Here is a 22,718-nt window from a genome sequence, read left to right on the forward strand (position 1 = left end):
CTGATTAACGCACTAAGTTCCTCTAAAGCCAGTTTTAAAATAATTGTAATGGGCGTACAAGTATTAAATTCCGTAGCGGAAAAGGAAAACTACAGCAACTACCCCAAAGAGAAAGAAAAATTGCTAAAAGAAATTCTTGATAATAAAATTAAGGGCGTTTTATTCCTAAGCGGTGATAGGCATTTTACTGAATTTTCCGAAGTTTCCCGCGAGAATGCCTACTCTTTATTTGACTGGACCGTTTCACCGCTAACTTCCGGTGTTGCCGCTGAAGGGGCATTAAAGGAAAACAATATTTACAGATCCAAAGGCAGTTTGATTACGCAACATAATTTTGGTATGATTTCATTCTTGGGTTCAAAGGAAAACCGCCAAATAAAACTAACTGTTTTTGATACTGCGGGAACTGAATTATGGAATAAAACAATCTTAAAAAAAGACTTACAATAACTAATACTTATTCCGGAACCACACTTTTTGCCATTCTCTTTTTAGGATCAAAAAAGCGACTTGTTCTGCCAGAACTACTAAATCAGATCCGTCTAGTTTTTTTATTTCTTCTTCGGAAACATCAATTATGTATAATAAATTGAGGTATTCAGCAAATTTGTATTGAATAAGTCGATATATTTTTTCGTGAAGCTGCAACTTCAATTCACTGGGAGAAATACCCAACGGAAAATCAATTGCTTCGTTAGCGAGATTGAAATCCTTATTCATTTGTTCGATTAATTTCAAATATAAGTTTTCACCCGCGGCTTCAGCAAGTAGTAAATCGGTATTTTTTGGAACTATAAACATATCTTTAAATATCAATGGCAATATGAATGTCAATTTTCAATATTGTTATTATTATACACTATACTTCTTGTTAAATTATAAATATAAACTTTCAAAGTCAATGTTGAAATTGATTATTGAAATTGAATTACACTTTTCTGCCCATTAAATTCTCCCCAAAAGATTTCAACATTGCTTTTTTATCGGCGCTAATATTCATTTTATCCAAGGTCTGAAACGCCTTAAAAGTAAAATCTTGTATTGCTTCCTGTGTTGCCGTAGCCGCACCAGAACTATTAAAAAGTGCTTTCACCGTCTCTATTTTATCCGTACTATTTTCCGGCTGAACAGAAAACAAATACCGCAATTCTTTAGCTTCCTCTTCTTTTGAAAAAGCTACTGCTTTTAGATACAAATACGTTTTTTTATTTTCTATAATATCACCGCCTACTTGTTTTCCAAAGGTTTCTGGATCCCCAAAAGCATCCAAGAAATCATCCTGTAATTGAAAAGCCAAGCCTAAATTGAGGCCGAAATCATACACCAGATTTGCGTTTTCCTCGGTAGTTCCTGCAATAATCGCTCCCATTTTCATGGCTGCTGCTACCAAAACAGCCGTTTTGTATTGAATCATCATCAGGTATTCCGGAATGGTAACATCATTGCGTTCTTCAAAATCGACATCCCATTGCTGCCCTTCGCAAACTTCAAGCGCTGTTTTGCTGAACAACTTGGCCAAATCCCGAAAAATAACGGGCTCATATTGTTCAAAATATTGATAGGCTAAAATCAGCATCGCATCCCCAGATAAAATTCCGGTGTTTATATTCCATTTCTCATGAACCGTTGCTTTTCCTCTTCGTAGTGGCGCATCATCCATAATATCATCGTGAACCAACGAAAAGTTATGAAAAACTTCAACGGCTAATGCGGCAGGCAATGCTTTTTGATACGGCGCATCAAAAATTTCGGCACTCATTAAGGTCAGTACCGGACGAATTCTTTTTCCGCCAAGGTCTAAAATATACCGGATGGGCTCGTACAAATTTCTTGGTTCTTTGGTTTCATATTGTGCCTGCAAATACTCCGAAAGAAACCCCTGATATTGATAAATGGAATGCATAAAATAAATTTTTGGCTAATTTACTCTATTCAAATTGTATTACAAACATCGTTTTACCTTCAAATGTTAAATAAACCAAAATACATTGGAAACTATTTTGGTGTTTAAAGTTTCCGTCTTATATTCGCACTCGAAATTAATCGTTCAAATCAATAAATTTGAATTTAATTAAAAAATACTGAAACCATTTCAGCCTTAAAAATGAAAGAAAAAATTATAACTAAAGCAAGCGAGATGTTTTTAAAACTAGGTTTTAAGAGCATCACCATGGATGATATTGCAGGAGAAATGTGTATTTCTAAAAAAACGATTTATAAATATTTCTGCAATAAAGAATTACTTATTGAGGAAAGCACCACTGCAATTCACAAACAAATCCATCAAATTATTGACCGTATTATTGCCCAGAATTATAATGCTATCGCAGAAAATTTTGAAATACGAAAAATGTTTAAAGAAATGTTTCAATCCTCAGACGACTCCCCCATTTACCAATTAAAAAAACATTATCCTGAAATTTATGAGAAAGTGATGACAAGAGAAATCAATGAATGCAACACCACTTTTGAACAAAACATAAAAAAAGGAATCGAACAAGGTTTTTACCGCGACAATATAAATATTGAAAGTTACACGCGATTTTATTATTATTTAATTTTCAGTATAAAGGGCTGTACCAGTTCCGAAAAAGAAGCTCAAAAGATAGAACTTGAGATTTTAGAATACCATACCAGAGCTATGGCAACTCCCAGCGGGATAACTGAACTTGAAAAACATTTACTTAACTATACTACAAAATGAAAACTATAATTTTACTAGCCATCCTGACCTTTGGTATTTCGGCTCAATCACAAAACTCAGGCAACCCAGGTACAAGTCCCGTACAAACACTTACGCTAAAAGAAGCCGTCAACTATGCTCTAGAAAACAAAGCAGATGCCAAAAAAGCAAAATTACAAGTAGAGAACAGTGAATACCAAATTCAGGAAATACGCTCCAGAGCTTTGCCTCAAATTTCAGCTAATGGCAATTTGACGTACAATCCTGTAATACAAACAACCGTTATTGACGGAGCAGGATTTGGCGCTCCGGGAACTACCATCCAAGCCGCTTTTGGCCAACCATGGATTTCTACTGCCGGAGTTTCTCTGACACAGGCTATCTTTGACCAAACTGTTTTTACCGGCCTAAAAGCAGCAAAATCTACCAGAGAATTTTACCAGATCAACAATCAACTAACAGAAGAGCAAGTAATTGAGCGTGTGGCCAATAATTATTACCAAGTCTATGTGCAGCGACAAAAACTAACGGTGATTGACAGCACTTTAAGAAATACCACCAAAGTAAGAAACATCATCAAAGGACAATATGACAATGGTCTAGCCAAGAAAATTGATTTGGATCGAATTATAGTAAAAATTTCAAACATCAATACACAACGTCAACAGGTACTGAATGCCGTACAAATACAAGAAAATACCTTGAAATTTTATATGGGAATGCCCATAGAAACCCAAATCGAGATTCCACAAACTGCCTTTGAAGTAGGGCCACAAGCATTGTCTGAAATTCCAAATACGGCAAACAGAACGGAATACTTGCTTTTGAAAAAACAAGAACAACTATTATTTTATCAAAAAAAGGCTATTGAAGCTGCTTATTACCCAACATTATCACTGAATGCCGGGTACAATTATATTGGTCAGGGTCCTGTAATGCCTTTGGGCGGAAAACCTTCTAAAGGAGTGTACTGGTCTGATTTCTCTTCGATTGGCTTGAATTTGAAAGTACCGATATTTACTGGATTTGGCACTCGTGCAAAAGTGAGACAAGCCGATGTTGACCTACGAACTATCCACGAAGAGTTGGTTGATACCAAGTTGTCACTTGACCTGGCTTTTGCCAATGCAAAAACGCAAATTGACAACAGCTTAACCACAATCAACAATCAGAAAGAAAATGCCCAATTAGCCAAAGAGGTTTTAAATAACACCCGAAACAACTATATACAAGGATTATCCACACTGACTGATTTACTGGATGCTGAAAACTCATTGACCGAAGCTCAAAACAACTACACATCAGCTATATTAGAGTACAAACTGGCAGAAATACAATTAGTCAAATCCAAAGGGGAATTAAAAACACTAACCAATAAATAATCAAAATGAAAAAAATAATAATAACAGTAGTAGTAATTGTAGCATCCTTAGGACTAATTGCCTACGTATTAACCAATAATAAAAAAGAAAACGAAGCCAAAACAACTATTGTTGCGGAGAAAAACGCCTCCGTTTCTGTTAGAGTTGATACCGTAAAAACCGAAGCTGTTTCATTAGATTTCTCATCCAATGGAAATTTTGAACCCGTACAAGAATTAAAATTTTCTGCTGAAAAATCAGGCAAAATAACAAAGATACTTGTAAAAGAAGGCGATTATGTTTCAGTAGGACAAACACTTGCCATTGTACGAAGCGATGTTATAAACGTAAATGCCCAAAACGCTAATGCGGTGTATCAAAATGCGGTGGCTGATTACACCCGATTTGAAAATGCATACAAAACAGGCGGCGTAACTAAACAACAAGTAGATCAGGTAAAACTAGCAATGGTAAATGCTAAATTCCAGTTAACACAAGCAAATATCAATGTTGGAGATACAAGAATCAAAGCGCCAATTAGTGGGTTTATCAATAAGAAATACATCGAGGTTGGATCAATCATTTCTGCTACACCTGCTACGGAATTGTTTGATATTGTAAATGTTTCCAAACTAAAACTAAAAGTTAACGTTAACGAAAGCCAAGTGGCCAGTTTAAAAGTAGGTACCGTCACAAAAGTTGTAGCAAGCGTTTATCCAGACCAAATTTTCTCAGGGAAAATCACTTTTATCGCCTCAAAAGCGGACGAAATTTTAAATTTCCCCATCGAGATTGAAATTACAAACAACGCTTCCAACGGTTTAAAAGCGGGTATGTACGGAACCGCTGAATTTGCATCGAAACAACAAAAACAATCGTTGATGATTGTTCCTAGAGATGCTTTTGTAGGAGGTGTAAGCACCAATCAGGTTTTTGTAATTGAAAGCGGAACTGCCAAATTGAAAACAGTTACAGCTGGAAGAATTCTTGGGGACAAAGTAGAAATTCTAAACGGACTCTCAAATGGCGAAACTGTAATTGTCACAGGTCAAATCAACCTTCAGGACGGATCTAAAGTGGATGTCATTAAATAGTCGAAAGTTGTAAAGCCAAAGGTCAAAAGCAGAAAACGGCATGACCTTATACGTTAAGACCTAAAAATATAAATATATGAAATTAGCAGAAATATCCATAAAACGTCCTTCGTTAGTAATTGTATTGTTTACGATTCTAACACTTGGTGGACTGTTCAGTTACAGCCAATTGGGTTACGAATTGATTCCAAAATTCGAAACCAATGTAATTACTGTTGCCACTATTTATCCGGGTGCATCACCAAGTGAGGTAGAAAATACGGTTACCAAAAAAATTGAAGATGCCATTGCATCCTTAGAAAATATTAAAAAAATAGACTCGAAGTCCTACGAAAGTTTATCAACAGTGTCCATTACATTAACGTCTTCGGCTGATGTTAATATTTCCATGAACGATGCGCAGCGTAAAATAAATGCTATTCTTAGTGATTTGCCTGATGATGTTGAAACGCCTTCATTGACTAAATTTTCTTTAAGCGATTTACCAATTATGACTATTGGTGCCAACGGAAAAATGGATGAAGTTGCTTTTTACGACTTAATTGATAAAAAATTAGCACCCGTTATTTCTCGAGTAGAAGGTGTAGCACAAGTAAATATTATTGGCGGACAAGAAAGAGAAATTCAAGTAAATCTTGATGCGGTAAAAATGCAAGCCTACGGACTTTCGATTCCGCAAGTGCAACAAACTATTTTATCTTCTAATTTGGATTTTCCAACAGGAAACATTCAAACTCGTGAGCAAAAAATACTAATCCGTTTAGCCGGAAAATATAAAACTGTTGATGAATTAAGAAACTTAATTGTATCTTCTAAAAACGGAATACAAGTTCGTTTAGACGCTATTGCTGATGTTCAGGATACTCAAAAAATTCCTGAAAAAATAGCGCGTGTCAATCAAAAAAGTGCTATTATTTTACAAATCATCAAACAATCGGATGCCAATGCGGTTGCGGTAAGTGAAGAGTTAGTTAAAACAATTGCTAAACTGGAAACGGATTATAAAGCAAACGGATTAAAACTTGAAATAGCAAAAGACAGTACTATTTTCACATTAGAAGCTGCCGATGCTGTTGTGCATGATTTACTAATTGCGGTACTTTTAGTGGCTCTTGTAATGTTGTTTTTCTTGCACAGCATTAGAAACTCATTGATTGTAATGGTTTCTATTCCTGCTTCGTTAATTGCTACGTTCATTGGAATTTATTTGATGGGGTATACCTTAAACTTAATGAGTTTATTAGGACTTTCTCTTGTGGTGGGTATTCTTGTGGATGATGCCATTGTGGTTCTCGAGAATATTTACAGGCACATGGAAATGGGTAAAAATAAAGTTCGAGCTGCTTATGATGGAACTGCAGAAATTGGTGGAACTGTTGTATCGATTACTTTAGTAATTGTAGTAGTGTTTCTACCAATTGCAATGAGTACCGGATTGGTTTCTAACATTATTACACAATTCTGTGTAACTGTTATTATCTCAACATTGCTGTCATTAGTCGCTTCATTTACAATCATTCCATGGTTATCTTCAAGATACGGGAAATTAGAACACATTCAAGGTAAAAATCTTTTTGGAAGAATCATCCTTGGATTTGAAAGCTATTTAACACGATTTACAAATTGGGTCTCCAGATTATTGGAATGGTGTTTGGATCATTATTTTAAAACACTAGCTATCGTTTTAGTACTCTTTTTTGGATCGATGATTAGTTTATTTGGCGGTGGATTTATTGGTGGGGAATTCTTTGCCGCGTCTGATAGTGGTGAGTTTTTAGTTCAGATAGAAATGCCAAAAGATGCTTCATTAGAGCAAACCAATTTCATGACGCAAAAAGCAGAAGCATTCTTGCAGAAAGAAGAGTATGTTTTTAGTCAAATTACAACGATTGGTCAAACCAGTGAAGGTCTTGGTGCTTCGCAAGCCACTGCTTACAAATCGGAGATAAACGTAAAAATGGTTGGATTAGACAAACGTAATGAACCTGCAAATGTGTATGCTGCAAAAACCAAACGCAAATTAGAAAAAATACTAGTTGGTGCCAAAGTAAAAACAGTTCCAGTTGGTATTTTAGGAACTGCAGAAGATGCTACTTTAGGATTAATTGTAACGGGGCCAAATGTAGAAAGCGCCATGCAATTTGCAAAAGCAGCAGAAAAAGAATTACGTACCATTCCTGGAGCAACAGAAATCGAATTGTCTGTAGAAGATGGAAATCCAGAAGTAAACGTAAAAGTCGATAGAGATAAAATGGCCGCTTTAGGATTGAGTTTGCAAACAGTAGGTATGACCATGCAAACTGCTTTTAGCGGAAATACTGATGGTAGATTTAGAGCTGGTGAATACGAATATGACATCAACATTAAATACAATGCATTCGACAGAAAAAGTATCGCAGATGTCAGAAACTTAATTTTCATAAACGATAGTGGTCAACAAATAAAACTGAATCAATTTGCAACCGTAACCGAAGGTTCCGGTCCAAGTGAATTAGAACGAAGAGACAAATCAGCATCGGTAACTGTAAAAGGCCAAAATGTGGGTGTGGCTTCAGGAACTATTGTAACACAATGGCAAGAAAAAATTGAAAAATTAAAAAAACCAACCGGTGTAAATTATATTTGGGGTGGTGATCAGGAAAACCAGTCCGAAGGTTTTGGTACATTAGGAATTGCGCTATTAGCTGCGATTGTCTTGGTTTACCTGGTAATGGTTTCGTTATACGACAGTTTTGTACATCCATTTGTGGTATTGTTTGCCATCCCGCTTTCCTTTATTGGTGCAATGTTGGCTTTGGCTTTAACCAATAATACACTGAATATATTTACCATTTTAGGTATCATCATGCTTATTGGTCTGGTGTGTAAAAATGCGATTATGCTTGTAGATTATACCAATCAAAGGCGTAAAGCTGGCGAAACGGTCAGAACAGCATTAATCCAAGCAAATCATGCGCGTCTTCGTCCAATTTTGATGACCACTATCGCGATGGTATTTGGTATGGTACCAATTGCACTGGCAAGTGGAGCTGGAGCGGAATGGAAAAACGGTTTGGCTTGGGTAATTATTGGGGGATTAATTTCCTCATTATTCTTGACTTTAGTAGTAGTTCCGGTAATTTACCAAATTATGGAAAAAGCCATCAGTAGACTTTCGAAAGGAGAAAAAGTTGATTATGAAGCTGAAATGGTTGCCGATTATGAGCATAAAGAACTAAGTGAAGATGGATTTAATCCAAAACATACCGTTTAAAATCTGAATTTATTATAAAAGATAAAACCTGTTCATTAGTTTGAACAGGTTTTTTTATGGCTAAAAATCCATTAAGAATTCAATTTTAACAATAGCAACAACTGGCTTTTACACCTTCTTAATCACATAGGTCACAATTCCCCAGATGATTAATTGATTTTCTTCCGTGACTTTTATCGGAGCATAATTGGGATTTTCAGGCATCAGATACAAACAGTCTTTCTCCAGTTGTATGCGTTTCACCGTAAATTCTCCATCGATAAAGCAAATTGCAATTTTATTGTTCTGTGGCTCCAAGCTTCTATCCACAACAAGAACATCTTTATCATTGATTCCAGCATCAATCATAGAATTTCCTTTGACTCTGATGTAAAAAGTAGCTAATGGGCTTTCACTCAATTGCTTGTTCAAATCAATGCTCATTTCCATAAAATCTGCGGCCGGTGATGGAAATCCCGCCGAAACCCCTTCGTTTATGAAAGGAATTCGCAATTCACTTTCAAAATCAGGCAGAAAGAACATTAGTTTTTGTCCGTTATTTATTGGCATTTGATTTCGAGTATGTCTTTAAAATTAGTGGTGTATCCGGGTGACAAATGGTTCTGATTCATGTTCCAGGTCAGACTTAAATTTTGGGTAGCCAACTTTACTTTCTTGTCTCCAATTTTGTTATTGAGACCATCCATCACTTTCATCAGCAGCAAATGTTTTGGGTTTTCTTCGTCAAACAGCTGCAATTGTTTCTTGTTTTGATCAATCAATTCCGTGACGATCACGCCCGCTTTCTTGAATTTCAAATGTTCATTTCCTTGGTGCAGTTTCTTCAACATTGCGATAGCAACATTAGAAATTGTCAATGTAGAATTTGACGCATACGGCAATGTAATCGCCATATTAAAATAATATTTTGAGGTTTGTACCGTATGTTTATCCACCACTAACATTACAATAATGGTATGACAGCAGGAATTTTGTTTGCGTAATTTCTCTGCACAAACCGCGGCAAAAGTTGCTACACGTTCGCGCAGCAAATCAAAATCAGCAATTTGTTTTGGGAAACTTCTGGTCGTAGCAATACTTTTCTTTTGGTCAACAATGGGCTCTAAATCCAATACTGATTTTCCTTCGAGTTCATATTTTAAACGCATCCCAATCACACCCATTTCTTTTTTGATCCAAGCTTCGTGTTGTGGTGCCGTAAAATCCAGAGCGGTCACAATATTTTTAGCTTTCATCTTTTTATTCATCCGGTAACCAATGCCCCAGACATCTTCAATCTTTATCCATTTCAAGGCTTTGATTCGTTTTTCTTCCGTATCAATAACGTAAACGCCTTGCGTTCTGTCTTGGAATTTCTTGGCAATTTTATTGGCTACTTTAGACAATGCTTTGGTTTCGGCAAAGCCAATGCAAACCGGAATCCCTACCCATTTTCGTATCCGGGTTTTCATTTGGATTCCATACTCATGATAATCGGAAATCGTCAAACCATCAAAATTCAGGAAGGCTTCATCAATGCTGTAAATTTCTAGATTTGGTGTAAACTGCCCTAAAATAGCCATCACCCGATTGCTCAAGTCTCCATACAGTGCATAATTGGATGAAAATAATGTTATATTTTTCTCTTTTACCAATTCCTTAATCTGAAATGCCGGCGCACCCATAAGAATCCCGGCCGCTTTTGCTTCATTGCTTCTGGAAATCACGCAACCGTCGTTATTTGATAATATTGCAACCGGCTTTCCGTTGAATTTCGGCTGAAAAACACGTTCGCAGGAAGCGTAAAAATTGTTACAATCAACTAAAGCATACATGTTGCAAAATTACTCAATATCAGTTGAAGCGAGTTCGTAACAACAGTTAATTTTAAGCACTGTTGATAAGTAGTTTTTGTAGTGAAAAGGATTTAAAAGTAGCTAATGCTCCTTTACTGGCATTCTTCTTTTATGAAAAACATCAACAGGTACAGTAATTTTATGAAAAAAAATCATAATAATTGCTTTTCAATAAAATTATTTTTTGTCCTTCACTCAAATTAAAGTACTGATTTTAAGTGTATTAAGTCTACAAAATCAGGCCGTACTTTAAAGACACAACCCCTTGATTAAAAATTTTGGCATGCTCCTTGAATATCCCTTATCAAATAACACAAAAAGCGAAAGCCGAAAAGCTCAAGAGTAGGCAAAATTCAAAAGAACTGTATCATGAAAAAAATTACCTTTTTAGTAGCTAGTATCTTCATATTGGGAGGTAGTATAGCGAATGCCACAGAAAAAATCGATTTTTCTGTAGAAAGAAGATCTCCAGTAGATTTTAGAGATGCCGACCCAATTGTGTTCACAGAAAGAGGAATTGAGTTTTTTATTTTCCCTGACGGACAATTAGATTTTAATACACGTCCTACAATTGGACGGGATATCTATTATAAGTCAAGCCGAAAAAATGGGGTAAACAAAACATTTGGTGTGCCAGGCAATGTGCGAAACGGGAATTATGGGGTAAAAGTAGCACACGATAATATGGGGAGAGTAAGACAAGTAGGAAATGTGTTTATCAACTATGATTCAAATGACCGCATCAAACGAGTGGGTTCCGTGTATATGACCTACAACCGATTTGCATTGGAACGCGTAGGAGGTTTAGAAATAATCTACAACCGTCATGGCCAGATTGTTGAAACTGTTGGCGCTGTAAAAGGTGGTAGAAGTTACCAATACGGTCAAAACAGAAATGATCGTGATTACGACAATGATTTTGGTGGCAACCAAAACTCAGAGGACGACGACTCTTACTATTACAGAACAAATGGCCCCAAAGCAAAAATTGAAAAAACGAAAGGAACCGGTCGCGTAGCCATCGTAATCAATAGAAGATAGTTTGTTAGTTATAAATGGTTTGTTTGAAAAATCCCGTTGGTATTCGTATCAACGGGATTTTTGTTTGAACAATTGAAAACACTACAAATTCCCCATAATTTGGTCCATAACCCAACTCGTATGCGTTGCTGTCAAACCTGTAGAAGGGTGTGTACTGTGGCCAAGAAGGTCCTCTCGCATTTGCTGTACATGATACAACTGAATATTTTCAGGATGGTCAATGAGTACTTCTGTTTGTCCTTGTGCGTTCGAAAGCACTACAGGATCGTTTTCAAATACAGAAAACGTTATTTTTCCTTTGCTTCCATAAATGACCACTTTATCTTCCCGTTCATAGCACCCAAAATTCCAGCTTCCGGTACCTGTAATTCCAGATTCATGCAACCAACAGGCAGTCGCGGCATCTTTAGCAGCGTACAATCCCTGTTGATTAATACTAAGCCCCGAAACTTCTTTTATATTTCCCAGTAAATGCGTGAATAAATCCAGGCCGTGACTTGCTAAATCATCAAAATAACCGCCTGCAGCAATCAACGCATCAGTTCGCCAATTGTATTCGCCTGATAAATCCGTAGAACTTGCAGGTTTACTCAAATGCCATCTTATGTGTCTGATGTCACCAATGCTATTGGTATCAAGCCACGCTTTTATTTGTTCAAAACGAGGTAATGTTCGGCGATAATAGGCTACAAACAACGGAATTTTTTTTGCTGCGAAAGCAGTACAAATCGAGAGACTGTCTTGATAATTTGGAGACAAAGGTTTTTCGATACAACATATTTTACCGGCTGCAGCCACCATGAGTCCATACAATTTATGCACATCCGGAGGCGTGGCAATATAAATCGCATCAATCTCAGGATCATTAATCAAATCATCGGCATTTGTGTAATATTTGCTGATTCCGTGTCTTTTAGCATAATCCGCAGCCTTAACCGCATCTCTTCGCATTACTGCTACCACTTGAAAACCATCCGTTTTCTGGTACGCAGGACCACTTTTCAGTTCGGTAACATCGCCACAGCCTAATATTCCCCAGCGGATTACTTTTGTAGGTTCACTCATAATGATAATTTTTCATTGCCTCAGACGATTGTGCGCTACTGCGACTGTTTTGCGTAATAGTTAACCAGAAAGAAATTATGCTTCTTGTAGATACAACGCTGGATGGAACTTAATTGCTTATCGTTTGAAATTCTCGTTTTACTCACAACCATCAATTCCACAACTGTCTCCATCGGTGGTATTCAATACCGTGACTTTCGAATCAAATTTGCCTTCCTCCCATACTTTTTCAAGTGTTTTCACAAAGGTTTCCACATGTTGCGCACCCGAAACTGCATATTTATTATCGAAAACAAAAAAAGGAACTCCTTGAACCCCGACAGATTGCGCCTCATTTATATCCTGCTGCACTTCATTTGCGTACGCATCAGAATTTAGCACTTCATCAATAGCTTCGCCATTCAGTCCTACTTCCAGTCCTAACGCTTTCAATGTATCCAAATCATTAATATTCTTACCATCCGTTAAATAGGCTTTGAACAGTAATTCTTCTAAGTCATTTGCCAAATCATATTTTTTAGCCAAATGCAACAAGCGATGTGCATGCAGCGAATTGGCCATAACCGCTTTTTCAAAATTGAAATCCAATCCTGCATTTTTAGCATTTTCAGTCATATTATTCAGCATCTCTTGTGCCCAATCTTTATCTTTTCTATATTTTTCGGCCAAATGCTCAACCATATCATCCTCTGGAGAAGCAACAAAGCCGGCGTCTAACTGAAAACTTTTCCATTCAATTTCAACTGCATCTTTATGCTCAAAATTCTGTAAAGCACCTTCTATTCTTCTTTTTCCAATATAACAAAACGGACACATGATATCCGACCAGATTTGTATTTTTAATGTATTTCCCATTTTCCTTTAATTAAATTCAAAAATTAATTTTATAATACAAAATTAATCAATTCAGTTTTGAGCTTTTGGGGTTTTAGTGTTTAATTATAGATACTGGAATAGTAAATATTTATTTGAATCAGAAAATCAGAAAAGTAATCCTTTATAATAGAACCAAAAAAACCATCAAAATTGCTCGTGATGGTTTTTTGTCAACTATAATCATTATACTAAAACTTCAACGTTAATCCCGCTAAGAAATTAATTCCTGCTTGTGGATAATAATACGGATAGATGTCATACATGTATCCGTTAGAAACGTATTTTTTATCTAAAAAATTGTTTACAAGACCTGTTACAATTATTTCTTTAAAAATTGATTTGGGTTTAAAGGTGTACGCCACATTCAAATCATTCACAAAATAATCCGCCAACTTTGCAGCCGGTAATTCAATGTTGTTCATGTATTGTTCCCCAACGAATTTTTGCAACAACGAAATATGAAGATTCTCCACTGGTGTGTAGACCAGAATATTTCCCGCAATTATTGCTGGTGAATATGCGATTTCAGTAGTTCCGTAATTTTGACCTTCAACAGCTAAATCAATATTTTTATTGGCACTCAAGGTAAAATTAGGACGAATAATCAATTGGTCTGTCAACGCTATTGTAGCATCTATTTCCAGTCCTAAACGGTAACTCTTTTCGCTGTTGGAGCGTATCGGAGCACCTACATCGTCTAAACTCCCTGTCAAAATCAATTGGTCTTTATAGGCCATATAATACACATTCGAGTTAAATTGTACTTTTTCCGCAACATATCTCCACCCCAATTCAAAGTCATTTAGTTTCTCTGGCTTTACGTTTCCGCCTTCATAATCACTCCTATTCGGTTCGCGATTGGCTCTGGCATAAGACAAATACACGGAATTTCCGGAATTGATCGTATAGGTCAATCCCGTTTTAGGGTTAAAGAAATTAAACGTATCATCCACAAGTGTTGGTTGAACACCATTAGCCTTGTAATTCACTGAACGATATTGCAAATCTCCAAATAAACTTAGCTGTTCTGTGATTTGGTAATTGGCTTTCGCAAAAATATTCCCGTCCGTTTTATTGGCATAATCATCGTAATAGCGATCTCCTAACTCACTCTGTGAAGCATTTCGTGCCCAGATCACTTTTCCAAAATGGTCGCCTTCATACTTATTCCATCCACCACCAAAAATTACATCCAGTTTTTCCTCTTTATAATTAGCAGAAAAAGTAGTACCGTAAAAATCATTATCCAACCATTTTTGACGCACTAAATCCGTTCTATTTATTGTTGTTCCTCCAATAGTAATTGGCGTCAAGTTATAGCTGGAAAATTTAGCATCTTCTTTATAATTTTCATAGAATCCTTTTCCTTTGGTGTAATGCAAAGCAAAATTAGTACTCCAGTTTTCAGATATTTTTTCGTTCCAATGCAATTGAGAGTGATCTTGCTGGTAATTATCCGTTTCATTATCATAAAAACGAGCATTTCCTTGCTCGTCCGTAAAAGCACCTGATGAATTAAACGTTCGGTCATTCTGCAGCGTTTCTGCATCTATTCCGTTCCAAGACTGGTACGTTTTTTCGGTACCTCCAAAAGCCAATGCTTTTATCAAAGTCGTTTTGCCGACATACGTTCCCTGTAGAAAATAGGATTTCAAATCAGAAGCGCCACGATCTACAAACCCGTCAGACTTGATGGCTGATAACCTTCCTGCGATTTCAAAATGGTCGTTCATCAAACCCGTACTGAATTTTACGGTGTGTTTTCTGGTATTGAAACTACCCACAGAGTTCGATATTTCACCAGAGCTTTCTTTGGCAAAATTGTCCGTCAACATGTTTAAGCTCGCCCCAAAAGCACCCGCTCCATTCGTAGACGTTCCTACGCCACGTTGCAATTGCAAACTTTCTAATGATGAAGCAAAATCTGGCATATTTACCCAAAAGGTTCCCTGACTTTCAGAATCATTGTAAGGAATTCCGTTGATAGTGACATTCACTCTTGTTGCATCGCTACCACGTACGCGAATTCCGGCATACCCTACTCCATTTCCCGCATCAGAAGTCGTCACAACTGACGGCAAATAATTCATTAAAATAGGAATATCCTGTCCTAAGTTTCGGAATTTGATTTCCTTTTTGTCCAAATTACTGAAACTTACCGGCGTTTTAGTAGTGACCCGCACCGCCGAAACCAAGACTTCATCAAGTTGGTTTACTTTCGTAGTGTCTTTAACTTGAGAAAAAGAGATAAATGATGTAAAGAGAAAGACAGAAGACATAAAATATGTCAGATTCTTGGACTTTGAAACTTTAAGACTTTGAGACTTTGAGACTAAAATAGTATTCATCCGTAAATAAGATTACGAATAAAAGGGGGAATTATTCCTTTTGTTAAATTAATAAATGATTGTTTCCTATGACAAATAGATAGTGTGCACGCTATTTTCTTTGTCATTTTTTCCCTTAGCGACATTACTCGCCCAGGTTCGTTGGGTATGATCTCAGCTCGTTATTTAGAGCACCCCTTTGAGACAGCGCAAAAGTAGTTTTTTTTGTTCGAAATTTAGAATTTTAGAAAATAAAAAATAAAATCTTATTCTAAATTTGGTTTTCTCCTGTTTTTCTTGACTTCAGAAATAGTCTTTTTATCCTTTATTCTTTTTCTAATGACTGATTTAGGGATTCTGGTGGGTTTTCTTTCTTTTGGAACAAGCAATGCATTTTTTATTAATTCCAAAAATCGTTTGATTACGAGTTCTTTGTTTCTAAATTGACTTCGGTCTTCCTCACAATTTAAAATTAAAACAGCATCAGTGGTAAGTCTGGACGATAATTTAGTTGCAATCAAAAGTTTTTCTTCGTCCGTTAAAGCCAGAGAATGGTGCAGATCAAAAGTCAACACCACTTTAGAGGATACTTTATTTACGTTCTGACCGCCGGCTCCACTGCTGCGGACTGCTTTAAAACTTAATTCGGATACGATTTTTTCTATTTCCATTGATGCATAAATTTTAGAACTGATGTGCCGGCTTCAACAAATCATTCACCGTTTTGACCGGATTAAAAGTAATCAAAGGCACCTCAACAAACACAGTCAGCCATTTAGCCATTGCGCCGTTCCATAAACCAGGCAATTCATACCCTTTGATGTTTTTGCCCGCTACATTTTTTTCCACAATAAAACCACTACTATAATCCACAAACTGAGTGAGATCAAATTTCTCTTTTTTATAATTTTTTAGGCTACAGACTAAATCAACCGGATTAAAATGGGTAGCAGCATCCAGAATTGCCTTTTGATTGTCGTTTGCCAAATCGACTTGGAAACCTTCTACGATTTGCAATGAAATTCCTCCTTGATGATCCCGGACCCAAAACGGCCCTCCTCCGGGTTCACCCTCGTTTTTTACCATTCCGCATACGCGAATCGGCCTGTTTAAAATCGCTTTTATTTCCTTGACTTTATTGTCCAGACTGTCCGTATGAGAACCGTCCTTCATTGTAGTATTCAATTTTTCCTTCAAAAAAAGAATAATTTCATCTACAAACGCGGACTCAATTGCCACAGTATCCAAGGCGTTTAAATACCTGAAAACCTGCTGCTGTATTGCCAGCAAAATACCCGCCAACACTTTTTTGTACAAAGAAATTTTCTCTAAATTGTTTTGAATTACATTGTCAATGTTTTTGATAAATACTATATCAGCCTCTAAATCATTCAAATTGGCAATCAAAGCACCGTGTCCTCCGGGCCTGAAAACTAATTGTCCCTTTTCATCTCGGAACGGCTTGTTTTTCATAGTAACCGCAAGTGTGTCAGTCCGCTTGCTTTGATAGGAAAAACTAACCTGTATTGTTACACCCGATTGCTTTTCAATTTTAGATTTAATTGCATCAATGCGGCTTTCAAACTTTTTTTGATGGGATTCTGACACTGTAAAATGCAAATAAGAACAGTTATTAGTGCTCGTATAATGCGTACATTCCTGTAAATGCTCTTCCACAGGAGTTGCAATATGGGTTTTGTATTTATGAAAAGGAAGAGTCCCTTTTGGTTGATTTGCAAAGTCAAAATAATCAGATGATAAAATGAATTTTATAAAATAATAATTTTTCAAACTTGGATCTAAAGTATCAAAAGCGGCATACTCGGCTCTGAGTCGTTTATCGATTGCTTCAAAAAAGGGAAGTTTTTCCATTCCCACGATAAAAACAGCAAGTTTATTTGCTTTTTTTCGGTTGATATAGGAATTAATTGATTCATTTTCAACATCAAATTCATTTATAAATTCCGCCAAAAACTTAAACATTCTGCTGGCTGCTCCGGAAGCAGGCACAAATTTCTGTAATTTTAAATTTGATTTATGGGTATCAAAAAAAAGGGATTTTTCTTGAAAATCTTTTTCAGATAGCTTTAAAATACCATTAGACACTGTTGCCGGACGAACCAAATCTGCTTTGGGGATACCGTTTTTAAAAAAATTCAATTGCTTTTGAATGTCTTTCATTGAGATTCCATACTCCTGAATATACAGAAAATCATCCGAGGAAAACCCGAGTTCCCTTGCTAAAGTTAAGTCATCAACACTTGCAATTGCCTTTTTGAGACGCAAATCCTGGTCTCCGGAAAGGGTTATAAATGGTTTATTATTATCGATTAAAGATTGTTTAAACACGGCAAAAACAGATTCTCTTCCTTCTGCTTTGTCTCGCAAATCATCTTTTTCCCAGGGTACATCAATATCTGTCAGAAAAAACAAATCGTATTCATGTGCGCGAGCTGCTTCATGCAACAAAGGATCACAGTAGTTGTAATACACCTCCGAAAAAACTTTGGTCACCATTAAATTCGTATCACAAAAAAGATATTTATTGGCAATCAGCGTTCGTTCATTTTCTAATTTAGCTTGACCGTAAGCAATGGGCAGCATATCATCAACGGTACATATTTGCTGACTTGAATCCCACTTTTCTTGCAGGTAATCACGTGCAAACTCCGGAACCCATTCCGTTTTATAATAGTCCGCAAGCTGTCTGGCCAAGGTAGTTTTGCCAGTGCTTTCAGGACCAAATAAAGCTATTTTAATTATTTTTGTAACTCCGTTTGAGAGCTGTCTGAGATTTTCTTCCATTCTAAATAGCCAAAAATGGCAACTATTGTAAATACTATGTATTGAAAACTGGTAAAGGTATAGCCTTTGGCAAAATACAACGGAATGGAAATTACATCTCCAATAATCCAAAACACCCAATTCTCGACTTTCCTTTTGGCCATGAGCCACATTCCCACAAAGAAAATCCCTGTAATAAATGTATCTACATAGGCATACCAAGTGGTAAATTTACCAAAATAGTGGTATACTGAAACCACAAAAGCGACCGTAAATATAAAAAGAATTATCGCAATTCGTTTTTCAGAACTTGAAATTTTTGAAATTGGGAATTCTTCCGTATCGTCTTTTTTGCGGGTCCAATGGTACCAGCCATAAATACTCATTACAAAATAATAGCCATTAATCATCATGTCACCCCACAAGGTCCATTTCCAGAGCAAATACACAAATATGGACGTACTCACTAATCCGGTTGGAAAAACCAGAATATTGTCTTTTTTGGCGTACCAAACACTCCATAGTCCAAAAATGACAGCTATAATTTCCAAGATAATATCTAATGTTGAATACTCGCTGTACTGCGAAAAAAAATAGTCTATCATTAATTAAGGTTAAAAAAATTAATATCCTTTTCAAAAGCGGTTCCTATAATTACTAGATCGGCTCCGGCAGCATACGCGTTTTGAATTCCCTGCAAATCTACAATACCACCACCAACAAGTAACGGAATTTCAATATTTTGCGTAACTAATGCAATCATTTCTAACGGAACAGCTTGTTTAGCGCCACTTCCCGCTTCGAGATAAATCAGTTTATTACCTAACATTTCTCCCGCTAGTGCCGTAGCCAATGCTAAATCCAGATTATTTCTATCTAAAGGCTTTGTTTTACTAATGCGTTCTACTGCGGTTTCAGTGCCGCTTTCAATCAAAATATAACCGGTAGAAATGATCTCGAGTTGGGTTTGTTTTAAAATGGGTGCCACTTTTACTTGGTGTTCGATTAAAAAATCAGGATTGCGACCAGAAATTAAAGACAAAAATAAAATTGCATCGGCTTTATCTGAAATCTGAGATGGGTTTCCAGGAAATAAAACGATAGGCAATGTGCTGCTTTTTTTTATTTCTATAATTAATTCGTCTAAAATGTTGTTTTCAACCTGGCTTCCGCCAATGAAAATATGTGTTGCGGGTGATTGATTGATTTTTGAAATTAAACTAGGTAAATTTTCCAAAACTATTTTATCAGGATCCAGAAGAATCGCCAGGAGCTTTTGACATTCGACTTTAGATTGGATGATTTCGTTATAAATGTTTGTCATTTTTGGTACGCAGATAACGCGGATTTTGTGGATTTAAACGGATTTCTGATACTTTATATTGTTGCTTATTAATTGTCTTTTCATTGCTTAACCAGTACGGGCAAAGCAATGACAAACTGCGCGATGAAATACTGTGTACTATTTTTCGAAAGCATAGACTAACGTAAAATCTTGTATTTCTTCAAAATGAATATTGAAATCCTTCAATACATTATTAAAATGAAGTTTAGCTTTATTTTGTTTAGTATTTAATTCAAATGAATGAACGTTTATATGGTCTTTGAAACTGATTCCTTTTTCGTTTCTAATTTTGAAAATAGCCTCTTTGGCACCCCAAATAACCGTTAATTTTCGGATATATTCTTCACTGTCCATATCCAAGAATTGAAACTCGCTATCACAAAATTTATGTGCTATTTTGATGATTTTATTTCGTTGCAATTCAATGTCGATTCCCACGGTTTCAGTACTGATTATAATGGCCGAAAACTCATGAGAATGTGTGATGGAAATGTGCTTTCCATCGTGTAAATGGGGCTTTCCGAAGGTGTCATAATACAAATCAAAATCAGTATATCCGGCTTGTTGCAATGCCTTACGAACGCTCAGGAAGGCGCGTTGGTGCATTTCGGATTTCATTCCGTCCAGTCGATTTTGATTGTTTACATTAAGAACAATCTGCTGGTTTAATTCGGAGAAAGGTTCCGTTATTTTCCAAATTAAAATTTGGGTGGCGGCATTAGGACGTATGATTTTATAAAGTGGCATCGTGTTGTGATCTTGATTTTTAGCCCCGGTAGCAGTGATATCCTTTTTTCACGCTTTTTTGCGTGTAAAAAGATATAGCGAATAACGGGAAATAGCTCCAGAAACTGAAACAAGTTCAGCTTAAAGAAATTATTTAGTTAATGTTCAAAAGATTAGCGAATTAAACAATTCATAAATCTTCTGGAAAACCGTAAAATTCTAAAGTTATTGCGTAAATTTGCAAAAAATTTTCACCCGAGCCTGAAAGGCGAACGGACGAAGTAATTACAAATATACTATAAATGAGTACTACAACTATGCCTTTTGTGGCTTTCAAAGTAAAAGACATTTCCCTGGCGGCTTGGGGAAGAAAAGAAATTGAATTAGCAGAAGCTGAAATGCCAGGTTTAATGGCGCTTCGTGCGGAATACAAAAACGAACAACCACTTGCTGGTGCTCGTATTGCGGGATGTTTGCACATGACAATCCAGACTGCAGTTTTGATTGAAACGTTGATCGCTCTTGGTGCTGAGGTGACTTGGAGTTCTTGTAACATTTTCTCTACACAAGATCAGGCTGCTGCAGCGATTGCTGCTGCTGGAATTCAGGTATATGCTTGGAAAGGGTTGAACGAACCTGATTTTGACTGGTGTATTGAGCAAACATTATTTTTTGGTGAAGACAGAAAACCATTGAACATGATTCTTGATGACGGTGGGGATTTGACCAATATGGTTATAGACCGTTACCCAGAATTAGTTGCAGGAATCAAAGGATTATCTGAAGAAACTACCACTGGAGTACACAGATTATACGAAAGAGTAAAAGCAGGAACATTGCCAATGCCGGCAATCAACGTGAATGACTCGGTTACTAAATCGAAATTTGACAACAAATACGGTTGTAAAGAATCAGCAGTTGATGCAGTTCGTCGTGCAACTGACTTGATGCTTGCTGCAAAAAGAGTAATCGTTTGTGGATACGGTGACGTAGGTAAAGGGACAGCAGCTTCTTTTAGAGGTGCTGGTTCTATTGTTACGGTTACTGAAATTGACCCAATTTGTGCGCTTCAAGCAGCGATGGACGGTTTTGAAGTAAAAAAATTAGATACAGTTATTGCAACTGCTGATATTATCATTACCACTACTGGAAATAAAGATATTGTTTTGGGTTCTCATTTTGAGAAAATGAAAGACAAAACTATCGTTTGTAATATTGGACATTTTGACAACGAAATTGATATGGCTTGGTTGAACACTAACCACGGTGCATCAAAAATCGAAATCAAACCTCAAGTTGATAAATACACTATTGCTGGAAATGATATTATTGTATTGGCTGAAGGCCGTTTGGTAAACCTTGGTTGTGCTACAGGTCACCCAAGTTTTGTAATGAGTAACTCCTTTACTAACCAAACACTGGCTCAAATCGAATTATGGAAAAACAGTGCGGCATACAACAATGATGTGTACATGTTACCAAAACATCTTGATGAGAAAGTAGCCATGTTACACTTAGCTAAATTGGGTGTTGAATTAGAGACGTTACGTACTGATCAAGCGGATTACATTGGCGTTCCAGTTGAAGGCCCGTTCAAACCAGAATATTACAGATACTAGTCGAGTCATTGCGAGGAAACGAAGCAATTCTCACTATTATAATACAAACCCTTGCAGTCCCGAAGTTTCAGGAGCAAGGGTTTTTTGTTTTTGGTCGTGACCCTTCGCAAAAACTACGGGTCGGATACTTATACGTGCCCTGCTAATGAAACCCCAACGACCAATGGAAATTGGTACGCCAAAAAGAACGGCACGTCAATAAGCCAGATGAAGCATTATAAATCTAGTGCTTGTCTGAGTTGTGAACTTTTAAAAAATGCACCAAAAATGCCAAAGGCAGTCTCATTGAACGCTTCCAATATGCCGATTTTATTTATCAAAATAAAGTCAGAATCCAAAATAATTATAAAATATACCGCAGACGACAAGCCATCGTCAAACATCCGGCAGCCTGTCCCGCTCTTTGCAAGAGAGTAATAAAGCGGCAATGGGATTTTTATTATATCATGGCAACGAAAACCATAAAACGCGCCGCAGCTGATGTTGGATTGATTTTTACAGCCTACAACCTGCGCCGAATCTTCAACCTGATTGATCACAATCTACTCAACAGTATCTAAGAATACTGGCGTTGTATTTTGTGATGTTAAGAGCAATTTTAACCCTTTATACGGACTGTTTTATTTTAACAATCATCAGCGACTTTTGCCAGAACGAATTTTAATTGTAGTTTAAATAACATATATTTACTTAATGATTAACAAAATAC

At 36.6% G+C, this 22,718-nt stretch carries 19 protein-coding genes; 7 read left to right on the forward strand and 12 right to left on the reverse strand.

The window, feature by feature from the left end; all coding sequences use genetic code 11:
• Positions 1–3: 3 nt before the first annotated feature.
• Positions 4–450, forward strand: coding sequence for an alkaline phosphatase D family protein (locus tag EKM05_RS14485; protein ID WP_233590882.1), 447 nt, complete (start codon positions 4–6; stop codon positions 448–450).
• On the opposite strand, the gene EKM05_RS05060 is transcribed toward EKM05_RS14485, so the two are convergent.
• Positions 451–801 carry a hypothetical protein gene (locus EKM05_RS05060; RefSeq protein ID WP_126457543.1) on the reverse strand — a complete coding sequence of 117 codons (351 nt, stop codon included), beginning with the start codon at positions 799–801 and terminating at the stop codon, positions 451–453.
• A gap of 127 nt (positions 802–928) precedes the next feature.
• Positions 929–1,903, reverse strand: a complete 975-nt coding sequence (locus EKM05_RS05065; protein ID WP_126553913.1) for a polyprenyl synthetase family protein — start codon at positions 1,901–1,903, stop codon at positions 929–931.
• Between the two features lie 201 nt (positions 1,904–2,104).
• Here EKM05_RS05065 and EKM05_RS05070 point away from each other — a divergent pair, with 201 nt between their 5' ends.
• The 4 genes from EKM05_RS05070 to EKM05_RS05085 all read left to right on the forward strand — a co-directional run bounded on the left by EKM05_RS05070 (position 2,105) and on the right by EKM05_RS05085 (position 8,391).
• Entirely contained in the window at positions 2,105–2,704 is a 600-nt protein-coding gene (locus EKM05_RS05070) for a TetR/AcrR family transcriptional regulator (protein WP_126553915.1), read from the forward strand.
• Positions 2,701–4,065: a TolC family protein gene (locus EKM05_RS05075; RefSeq protein WP_126553917.1), complete on the forward strand. Its 1,365-nt coding sequence runs from the start codon at positions 2,701–2,703 to the stop codon at positions 4,063–4,065. The genes EKM05_RS05070 and EKM05_RS05075 overlap by 4 nt, the downstream gene beginning before the upstream one ends.
• 5 nt (positions 4,066–4,070) lie before the next feature.
• Positions 4,071–5,138: an efflux RND transporter periplasmic adaptor subunit gene (locus tag EKM05_RS05080; RefSeq protein WP_126553920.1), complete on the forward strand. Its 1,068-nt coding sequence runs from the start codon at positions 4,071–4,073 to the stop codon at positions 5,136–5,138.
• A 76-nt stretch (positions 5,139–5,214) separates the two neighbouring features.
• A complete protein-coding gene (locus EKM05_RS05085; RefSeq protein ID WP_126553922.1) occupies positions 5,215–8,391 on the forward strand; it encodes an efflux RND transporter permease subunit in 3,177 nt (1,058 codons plus the stop codon).
• A 108-nt stretch (positions 8,392–8,499) separates the two neighbouring features.
• Here the strand turns inward: EKM05_RS05085 and EKM05_RS05090 are convergent, their stop codons facing one another.
• Positions 8,500–8,940: a LexA family transcriptional regulator gene (locus EKM05_RS05090; protein ID WP_126553924.1), complete on the reverse strand. Its 441-nt coding sequence runs from the start codon at positions 8,938–8,940 to the stop codon at positions 8,500–8,502.
• Entirely contained in the window at positions 8,931–10,205 is a 1,275-nt protein-coding gene (locus EKM05_RS05095) for a Y-family DNA polymerase (protein ID WP_126553926.1), read from the reverse strand. The genes EKM05_RS05090 and EKM05_RS05095 overlap by 10 nt, the downstream gene beginning before the upstream one ends.
• A 390-nt stretch (positions 10,206–10,595) precedes the next feature.
• Here EKM05_RS05095 and EKM05_RS05100 point away from each other — a divergent pair, with 390 nt between their 5' ends.
• Entirely contained in the window at positions 10,596–11,267 is a 672-nt protein-coding gene (locus tag EKM05_RS05100) for a hypothetical protein (RefSeq protein ID WP_126553928.1), read from the forward strand.
• An 81-nt stretch (positions 11,268–11,348) separates the two neighbouring features.
• Here EKM05_RS05100 and EKM05_RS05105 read toward each other — a convergent pair whose 3' ends face one another.
• The 8 genes from EKM05_RS05105 to EKM05_RS05140 all read right to left on the reverse strand — a co-directional run bounded on the left by EKM05_RS05105 (position 11,349) and on the right by EKM05_RS05140 (position 20,411).
• Positions 11,349–12,332 carry a Gfo/Idh/MocA family protein gene (locus EKM05_RS05105; RefSeq protein WP_126457551.1) on the reverse strand — a complete coding sequence of 328 codons (984 nt, stop codon included), beginning with the start codon at positions 12,330–12,332 and terminating at the stop codon, positions 11,349–11,351.
• A gap of 138 nt (positions 12,333–12,470) precedes the next feature.
• Positions 12,471–13,187, reverse strand: coding sequence for a DsbA family protein (locus EKM05_RS05110; RefSeq protein WP_126455170.1), 717 nt, complete (start codon positions 13,185–13,187; stop codon positions 12,471–12,473).
• Positions 13,188–13,396: 209 nt separating this feature from the next.
• Positions 13,397–15,487 (reverse strand): TonB-dependent receptor, encoded by a 2,091-nt coding sequence (locus tag EKM05_RS05115; RefSeq protein WP_233590878.1) that lies wholly within the window; start codon positions 15,485–15,487, stop codon positions 13,397–13,399.
• 314 nt (positions 15,488–15,801) lie between these two features.
• Positions 15,802–16,206, reverse strand: a complete 405-nt coding sequence (arfB, locus tag EKM05_RS05120) for an alternative ribosome rescue aminoacyl-tRNA hydrolase ArfB (RefSeq protein ID WP_126457557.1) — start codon at positions 16,204–16,206, stop codon at positions 15,802–15,804.
• Between the two features lie 13 nt (positions 16,207–16,219).
• Positions 16,220–18,340 (reverse strand): DUF4301 family protein, encoded by a 2,121-nt coding sequence (locus tag EKM05_RS05125; protein ID WP_126553932.1) that lies wholly within the window; start codon positions 18,338–18,340, stop codon positions 16,220–16,222.
• Complete coding sequence (gene pnuC, locus EKM05_RS05130; protein WP_126553934.1) at positions 18,295–18,924, reverse strand: nicotinamide riboside transporter PnuC; 630 nt, start codon at positions 18,922–18,924, stop codon at positions 18,295–18,297. The genes EKM05_RS05125 and pnuC overlap by 46 nt, the downstream gene beginning before the upstream one ends.
• Positions 18,924–19,643, reverse strand: a complete 720-nt coding sequence (locus EKM05_RS05135) for a geranylgeranylglyceryl/heptaprenylglyceryl phosphate synthase (RefSeq protein ID WP_126553936.1) — start codon at positions 19,641–19,643, stop codon at positions 18,924–18,926. Before EKM05_RS05135 ends, pnuC begins: the two co-directional genes overlap by 1 nt.
• 138 nt (positions 19,644–19,781) lie before the next feature.
• On the reverse strand, positions 19,782–20,411 hold the full coding sequence (locus EKM05_RS05140; RefSeq protein WP_126516305.1) for a 4'-phosphopantetheinyl transferase superfamily protein: 630 nt from the start codon (positions 20,409–20,411) through the stop codon (positions 19,782–19,784).
• Positions 20,412–20,692: 281 nt separating this feature from the next.
• On the opposite strand from EKM05_RS05140, the gene ahcY reads away from it, so the two are divergent.
• Positions 20,693–22,009 (forward strand): adenosylhomocysteinase, encoded by a 1,317-nt coding sequence (gene ahcY / locus EKM05_RS05145; protein WP_126457562.1) that lies wholly within the window; start codon positions 20,693–20,695, stop codon positions 22,007–22,009.
• The last annotated feature ends 709 nt before the right edge of the window (positions 22,010–22,718 follow it).

Origin of the sequence: Flavobacterium sp. GSP27 (genome assembly GCF_003970395.1) — a bacterium.
GTDB lineage: Bacteria > Bacteroidota > Bacteroidia > Flavobacteriales > Flavobacteriaceae > Flavobacterium.

Excerpts from the sequence above, each read along its gene's own strand:
- EKM05_RS05110 (WP_126455170.1), bottom strand. The coding sequence starts at position 13,187 with ATGGGAAATACATTAAAAATACAAATCTGGTCGGATATCATGTGTCCG.
- EKM05_RS05125 (WP_126553932.1), bottom strand. The coding sequence starts at position 18,340 with ATGGAAGAAAATCTCAGACAGCTCTCAAACGGAGTTACAAAAATAATT.
- EKM05_RS05140 (WP_126516305.1), bottom strand. The coding sequence starts at position 20,411 with ATGCCACTTTATAAAATCATACGTCCTAATGCCGCCACCCAAATTTTA.
- EKM05_RS05065 (WP_126553913.1), bottom strand. The coding sequence starts at position 1,903 with ATGCATTCCATTTATCAATATCAGGGGTTTCTTTCGGAGTATTTGCAG.
- EKM05_RS05115 (WP_233590878.1), bottom strand. The coding sequence starts at position 15,487 with ATGTCTTCTGTCTTTCTCTTTACATCATTTATCTCTTTTTCTCAAGTT.
- EKM05_RS05070 (WP_126553915.1), top strand. The coding sequence starts at position 2,105 with ATGAAAGAAAAAATTATAACTAAAGCAAGCGAGATGTTTTTAAAACTA.
- EKM05_RS05060 (WP_126457543.1), bottom strand. The coding sequence starts at position 801 with ATGTTTATAGTTCCAAAAAATACCGATTTACTACTTGCTGAAGCCGCG.
- EKM05_RS05105 (WP_126457551.1), bottom strand. The coding sequence starts at position 12,332 with ATGAGTGAACCTACAAAAGTAATCCGCTGGGGAATATTAGGCTGTGGC.
- EKM05_RS05080 (WP_126553920.1), top strand. The coding sequence starts at position 4,071 with ATGAAAAAAATAATAATAACAGTAGTAGTAATTGTAGCATCCTTAGGA.
- EKM05_RS05100 (WP_126553928.1), top strand. The coding sequence starts at position 10,596 with ATGAAAAAAATTACCTTTTTAGTAGCTAGTATCTTCATATTGGGAGGT.
- arfB (WP_126457557.1), bottom strand. The coding sequence starts at position 16,206 with ATGGAAATAGAAAAAATCGTATCCGAATTAAGTTTTAAAGCAGTCCGC.
- EKM05_RS05135 (WP_126553936.1), bottom strand. The coding sequence starts at position 19,643 with ATGACAAACATTTATAACGAAATCATCCAATCTAAAGTCGAATGTCAA.
- ahcY (WP_126457562.1), top strand. The coding sequence starts at position 20,693 with ATGAGTACTACAACTATGCCTTTTGTGGCTTTCAAAGTAAAAGACATT.
- EKM05_RS05090 (WP_126553924.1), bottom strand. The coding sequence starts at position 8,940 with ATGCCAATAAATAACGGACAAAAACTAATGTTCTTTCTGCCTGATTTT.
- EKM05_RS05075 (WP_126553917.1), top strand. The coding sequence starts at position 2,701 with ATGAAAACTATAATTTTACTAGCCATCCTGACCTTTGGTATTTCGGCT.
- EKM05_RS05095 (WP_126553926.1), bottom strand. The coding sequence starts at position 10,205 with ATGTATGCTTTAGTTGATTGTAACAATTTTTACGCTTCCTGCGAACGT.
- EKM05_RS05085 (WP_126553922.1), top strand. The coding sequence starts at position 5,215 with ATGAAATTAGCAGAAATATCCATAAAACGTCCTTCGTTAGTAATTGTA.
- pnuC (WP_126553934.1), bottom strand. The coding sequence starts at position 18,924 with ATGATAGACTATTTTTTTTCGCAGTACAGCGAGTATTCAACATTAGAT.